A 6044-nucleotide genomic window follows, 5' to 3' on the forward strand; every position below is an offset into this window, starting at 1 on the left:
GGTCTTCCCACGCCTGATGACCCCGGGATGACTGAACCTCAATCCACCGATTGGGATTGAAATCTAGCGGCGCGTTAAACAGAGAATGCCTCTCTTATCAGGGATAATAGTACTTATCGAAGGAACTATTTTACTGAATAGGAAGGCATCTCTTAGATGCAAGTTTCCCACACCACCCGGGCCGTGGCGTACGTCTTCGACGATTCCAATCTCGTGTCGTCGGCGGGGTTGGTACCCGCGATGAAACTGGCCGAGAAGGCAGGCTTGCGGCGCCTGGCCGACAAGTGGTTGAGCGTGCCGACGGACAAGGGCGCGAACGCCGGGCTGAAGGTCGCGTCACTGGCTGCCGGGATGGTCGCTGGCGCGGACGCCATCGATGACATGGCCGTGCTCCGTCACGGCGGGATGCGCAAACTCTTCGCCCACCTTTACGCGCCGTCGACGCTGGGGTCGTTCTTGCGCGCGTTCACGTTCGGGCATGTGCGTCAGCTTGATGCGGTCGCCTCCCGGTTCCTGATCAGCCTCGCCGCCCTGAGCCCGCTAATTGCTCCAGAACCGGGCGACGACTACGTATTCCTGGACGTGGACGACACCATCATCGAGGTCCACGGGCACCAAAAACAAGGCGCCAGCTTCGGCTACTCCGGGGTCCGCGGGTTCAACGCGATCCTCGCGACACTGAAAACAGTCACCGGCGCCCCGATCATCCTCGCCCAACGCCTCCGCCGCCTGCCCGGGATGGAGACCGCCCGGGTCTTGTTTCGCGCCGATTCCGCGTTCTACACCTTCGCGGCCATCCACGCCGCCCTGGCCGGCGGCGCGGACGTCTCCGTGACCGCCCGCCTGGATTCCGCCGTAAGGAAAGCGATCGCGGCCATCCCGGCGGCCGGGTGGACGCCGATCAAGTACACCCACGCGATCTACGACGAGGACACCCGAACCTGGATCTCCGACGCCGAGGTCGCCGAGATCCCCTACACCGCGTTCACCTCACGAAAAAGACGGACCACATCAGCGGTCGCCTCGTCGTGCGCCGGATTCCGGAGCTGAACAAACACAAACTCTCCGGCCAGAGCACCCTTTTCACGTTGCACCGCTTCCACGCGTTCTTCACCACCAGCACCCTGGACACCGTCACCGCCGACACAACCCACCGCACCCACGCGGCCATCGAACTCGTGAATTCCGATTTGAAGAGCAGCGCCCTGGCCCACCTGCCCTCGGGTGTGTTCGCGGCAAACGCGGCCTGGCTGGTCCTGGCCGTGATCGCCTTCAACCTCACCCGCGCCGCCGCGGTGACCGCCGGCACCGGCCTGGCCCGGGCCCGGGCGGCGACCATCCGCCGAAAACTGATCAACATCCCCGCCAGGATCGCGTCCTCCGCCCGGCGCGTCACGCTGCACCTGCCCGAGAACTGGCCCTGGGAAACCGGTTGGACCCACCTCTTCGACCACGTCTTCGCACCCCCAAGCCCAACCCCGACCTGACCCGCCCGCCCCGACCCGACCTGGAACCCCAGCGGAACACCACGAGCAGCGAGGCTCAGCGCTCAAGCACGCCCCAGCGCGCCGCAGTCACTCACATCAGAAAACGCCTCCCAACCCCAGCCAGTCGGTGGATTGAGGCTGAACCCGCGCGCTCACTCCTGCGAACCTCCGACGAGAACGACGGCACCGTTGTGTCAGCGCATCCCATCGAGGACGGCGCGCGCCTCCTCTTGAAGGGCCGCCTTCGCGGCGGGCGAGACGTAACTATTGGCGGGGACGTCGGCCAGGCGGTCGAGGAACTGCTGCATCTCCTGGGCTGCCTGAGCCGTGCGGCCCCGGTCGGTGAATCGCTGCGCGGCCGAGAGGTTCGCGGCCAGGCGCGGGCTGATCGGTCCGCGCCTGGCCATGGAGTCCCGGTAGGACTGGAACATCGCGCTCAAAGAGGCGATCGTCGGTCAGTCGTACTGCAGCCCGAACCCGACCGGGAACAGCGGGTCGGCGCTGTCGTCGGGCACGTCGGAAAGCTGGGCCAGGACGGCCGCCATCGAACGCGGCAACTCGAACGGCAGGTTGCCTCCCGGTTGCCGCTGCCCGGCGATCGTCTGCATGAGGACCGTGTCCGAAACCCCGTAGTTCGCCAGCACGGCGTCGGCGCGATCGACGACGTTCGTCAGCACGAGCGGCCGGTCGAGTTTCGGCACCGCCACAGTCGGGACCCCGGCGTCCACGGCCGCCTGGAGCGCTCGGTAGCCCGCCTCGAGGCCGGTGAAGTTTAGGTCCCTCGAGTAGGCGCCTTGCTGGGGGTCGCTGAGCCGAACAACGGCGAGGTCGGCCAGCGCGAGGTCTGTGACCACAGTATATCCCATGGCCGTCGCCGCGGATGCGGCCACGCCAGACAACCAGACCTTGGGTTTACTGGCGGGTGCGGCGGGCAGCAGTTGGTCATTGTTCGTCAGCAGCGTCAGGGACTTGGCCTGGGCCGCGTCGCCGACGGCAGCGAACGGGGCGCTGCCGGAAATGGCGGCGGCGGCAGCGGCGTCGACGTACGGGTTCTCGAACAGGCCGAGCTCGAACTTCTGCTGGAGGACGCGTTGCGCAGACTGGTCGATCCGTGCTGCTGTCAGCAGACCCTGCTCGAAGGCTTGGACGACGTACGAGGGTTCGTTGGAGCCGCCGATCTGGTCCACGCCAGCGTTGATCGACTTTACGAACCGCTGGAGGACCGACATGCCCTCAACTCCCCAGGGCTTGGCCGAACCCCAATCTCCTCCGATGTGGGACGCCGGCGGCGCGTTCACCAGGCAGCGGGCCGTGCAGGTGCCGGTGATGCCAAAGTCTGAGACGATGACGCCCTTGAAGCCGTACTCGTCGCGCAGCAGGTCTTGCAGCAGGAATGAGTTGAACCCGGCGCCGACCTGCTCGACCGTGGTGCCGTTGTAGACCAGGTCCTTGAGAATCGAGTAGGTGGGCATTATCCCGGCGGTGTTGGCCTTGAAGGCACCCTTGAACGGGACGAGATGCTTGGCGAAGTTGTTGCCGGGGAATGTCGCGTAGCGGCCGAAGTAGTAGTGGCTCTCGAAGCCGTTCTCCGCGGCGCCGTAGCCAACCCAGTGCTTGGTCACTGTAGCCACGCTCTGGGGGGACAGGCCCTTTGAGCCCGCCTGCATTCCCTCGACGTATGCCTCGACGAACGTGGAGGCGTCCTTGGGGTCGGAGCCGAACGTGCCGTTGATGCGCGCCCAGCGGGGCTCGGTGGCGATGTCCGCCTGCGGTGAGAGCGCCTCGGTGATACCGACAGCGCGGTACTCCTGACGGATGATGTCGGCGAGCTGGCGCACCAACTCGGGGTCACTCGTGGCCGCCAGTCCCGTTGCGTCCGGCATCGCGGTGGTGCCGTTGCGCGCCACGGTCTGACCCTCCGCGACCGAGAATCCATTGCGCGGGTCGGTGGAGATGACCACGGGGATCCCCAGCCGCTGGTTCTCGGCGATCTCCTGCACCCGGTTGCTGGCAATTGCGATATTAGACGGGGTTGTCGACAGGCGGGTGACGAAGGACGTCATCTTGCGCATGCCTATCAGATCTCCGAGATTTCCTGCCAAGGTCTCTCGGTAGGAGGTCCCGGAGACTGGCAGCGTGCCGTGCACGAGTAGCCCAGCCTTCTCTGCGACGGTCATGCGGCCCAGCAGGTCGGCCGCCCGCTTCTTCGGCGTCAGCCGCCAATCTTCGTAGGGGGTGAGGCGGCCGTCGCGGTCAAGGTCACGGAACTGCAGCCCATCCGTCGTGATTATCACCGCCGATCGGGTCGACAGGGTGGCCTGGCGCGTCTCGGCCGCGGCCGGCGCAGCCGTGACCGCGAGCGACGCGGTTAGGGCGCCGAGGGCCAGTACCGCGGTCCCCGCCCGCAGGCGCAAGCGAGCGCGCGGGCGACGATCTTTGTGGTGGCCCTTCGCTGGTGTCGGGTTGGCGGGTCGCGTGATAGCGGTCTTTTCGACCCTCCCGTCACGTCGCCCTTGATTGCTGATCTGATTCACGGTTGTCCTCTCTGACACCATTACAGGATTGATCCAACTCTCCCGAATCATCTCCGACCCGGACGCACGCACCCTGGCGTCTTCACTGCTTCGCGCAGAAGAATCACGAAATACGAGGGTGGCGCAAGTAAACCGCGAATCCTGCCGTCAGTCAATGCCTGAAAGACCGCATTTCTAATGTTCTTTTGACCATTCTTCGCATAAAAGAATCTTTGGCGTCCCCACATTCCCTATGCTGGGCAGGTGATCGATGTCAGAGCTGTCGCCCCGCGAGATAGGGCCCTTGAAGACCTCTACGACCGTATTCGGCTTGCCCCCGAGGGACTTTCTCGTTCAGAACTGGCCGCAGCGGCGTCGATGTCCCCAAGCGGTGTTACGTTCCTAGTGCGTAGGCTTTTACGCGAAGGCCGTGTGGTGGAGGTCGACCCTCTCGCGAAAGGTAAGGGATCGGGGAGCGGTCGACCAGCTCTGCGTCTGCTGCCGACTCCATTGTCGGGATGGGTAGCGGGTATCGACTTTGGCCATAAGCACATTTCCGTGGCACTGGCTGACGGTTCTGGCGTCGAGATTGCGAGCGAGACGACATTGCTGAATGTCGACTTACACGCGCGCGAGGCAATGAATGCGGCCTGCGAGCTTCTCGACCGGTTATGTAAAGAATACGAAGTCGGCGATCTTGCAACGATTGTCGCAGGTATCCCGGGCCCCGTGGACGCGCAACGCGGAGTGGTCCGATCCCCCACGGTCTTGTCGGGCTGGGTCGGGCTTGATCCGGCTGCGGAGCTACAGCGGCGCTTGGGGCACAGCGTGCTGGTCGAAAATGATGCAGTCCTCGGCGCGATCGGAGAACATCGTCGCGGTGTGGCATCGGGGCATGATGACGTTCTTTATGTGAAAATTTCCGACGGTATCGGAGCGGCACTCATTTTGGGAGGCCGAATCTACAAAGGCTCAGCAGGGTTAGCTGGTGAGATAGGACACAATCGACTCGAAAACAACGCGGAGCTGTGTCGCTGCGGTAGCCGAGGGTGTCTTGAGGCAGTGGTTTCAGTCGACAGTGTCGTCGCGCAGCTAGCGCACAGTCATGAAGGCGTCACCATTGACCGAATCGACAGCCTCCCCTTCGCAGACGAAATCACGAACCGCATCTTCAGCGACGCCGGTCGCACCGTGGGTCAAGCCTTGTCCTCGCTGTGCAACCTGCTCAACCCCAGTCTCTTAGTGGTCGGCGGCACACTCGGAACAGCCAATCCTGTGCTTCTCACCGGCATCAGAATGGGTATCGACCAGTACGCGCAACCTGCAACAGCTCAAGGAATGACCGTTGCAGCGGCAGAACACGGAAGCCGAGCCGAACTCGTCGGCGCGCTTTATCTCGCCGCCCGCAGAACGTTTTGAGCACCGGACAAGCCAACGCTGCACGTCCGCACCGGTTCACTCGGACCGAAAAGCCGACAAACGTCGGCACGGACGATCGTCAAGAGCTCTCCCAGGTCAGCCCGCTCGCCTGTCCATACCAGGTGATCGTAAATCACATATAGGTCGGCTCGCTAATGATGCTGACCTCCATGATCATAGGCGCCCTCGCTGGATCTCCTCGTGCGGCCGCCTTGGGTGCTGCAGTCGCCGTCAAGGATCACGGAGCGGGTGATGCCGAAGAAGACTGAGTATTTGATGCCTTGAGAGCCACCCGATCGTGCGCTTGAGCCCCACCGATCGTGCGTAAGAGCACCAGGGGTGGCGTGGCTCAGCACCACTGAGTATTCGAGGCCCTAAAAGTCACCAAGTCGGGCGGCGCTGAGCCAAGATCGTGCGGAAGAGAGCTAGCAATGGTGTGGGTCGGAGCCACTGGCTGGCGAGTAGCGCTTGATGGTAGCGGCAGTCCGGCGAGTTGGTATGTGCTGTCTCAACTCTTTGTTTACAACCTGTCTCATGACTTTGTTGACACCATGTCTCAGCACCTTGTTTACGGGATCTCTCACGACCTTGATTACAGGTCCGGTGGCGGCGGAACCTCGGCGGC

The 6044-nt window shown here is 63.6% G+C and carries 3 protein-coding genes and 1 pseudogene; 2 read left to right on the plus strand and 2 right to left on the minus strand.

Features of this window, described 5'->3' with window-relative positions; translation table 11 throughout:
* Positions 1-156 precede the first annotated feature (156 nt).
* A pseudogene (locus tag QMG61_RS11500) lies at positions 157-1487 on the plus strand (IS1380 family transposase).
* A gap of 194 nt (positions 1488-1681) precedes the next feature.
* Here the strand turns inward: QMG61_RS11500 and QMG61_RS11505 are convergent.
* A complete protein-coding gene (locus QMG61_RS11505; RefSeq protein ID WP_283494466.1) occupies positions 1682-1927 on the minus strand; it encodes an FIMAH domain-containing protein in 246 nt (81 codons plus the stop codon).
* A gap of 15 nt (positions 1928-1942) precedes the next feature.
* Positions 1943-4021, minus strand: a complete 2079-nt coding sequence (locus tag QMG61_RS11510) for a glycoside hydrolase family 3 protein (protein ID WP_283494467.1) — start codon at positions 4019-4021, stop codon at positions 1943-1945.
* 243 nt (positions 4022-4264) lie between these two features.
* Between QMG61_RS11510 and QMG61_RS11515 the strand changes: the two genes are divergently transcribed.
* Positions 4265-5419 (plus strand): ROK family protein, encoded by a 1155-nt coding sequence (locus QMG61_RS11515; RefSeq protein WP_283494468.1) that lies wholly within the window; start codon positions 4265-4267, stop codon positions 5417-5419.
* Positions 5420-6044 lie beyond the last annotated feature (625 nt).

The sequence above is a fragment of the Cryobacterium sp. PH31-AA6 genome (genome assembly GCF_030063195.1).
Taxonomy (GTDB): domain Bacteria; phylum Actinomycetota; class Actinomycetes; order Actinomycetales; family Microbacteriaceae; genus Cryobacterium.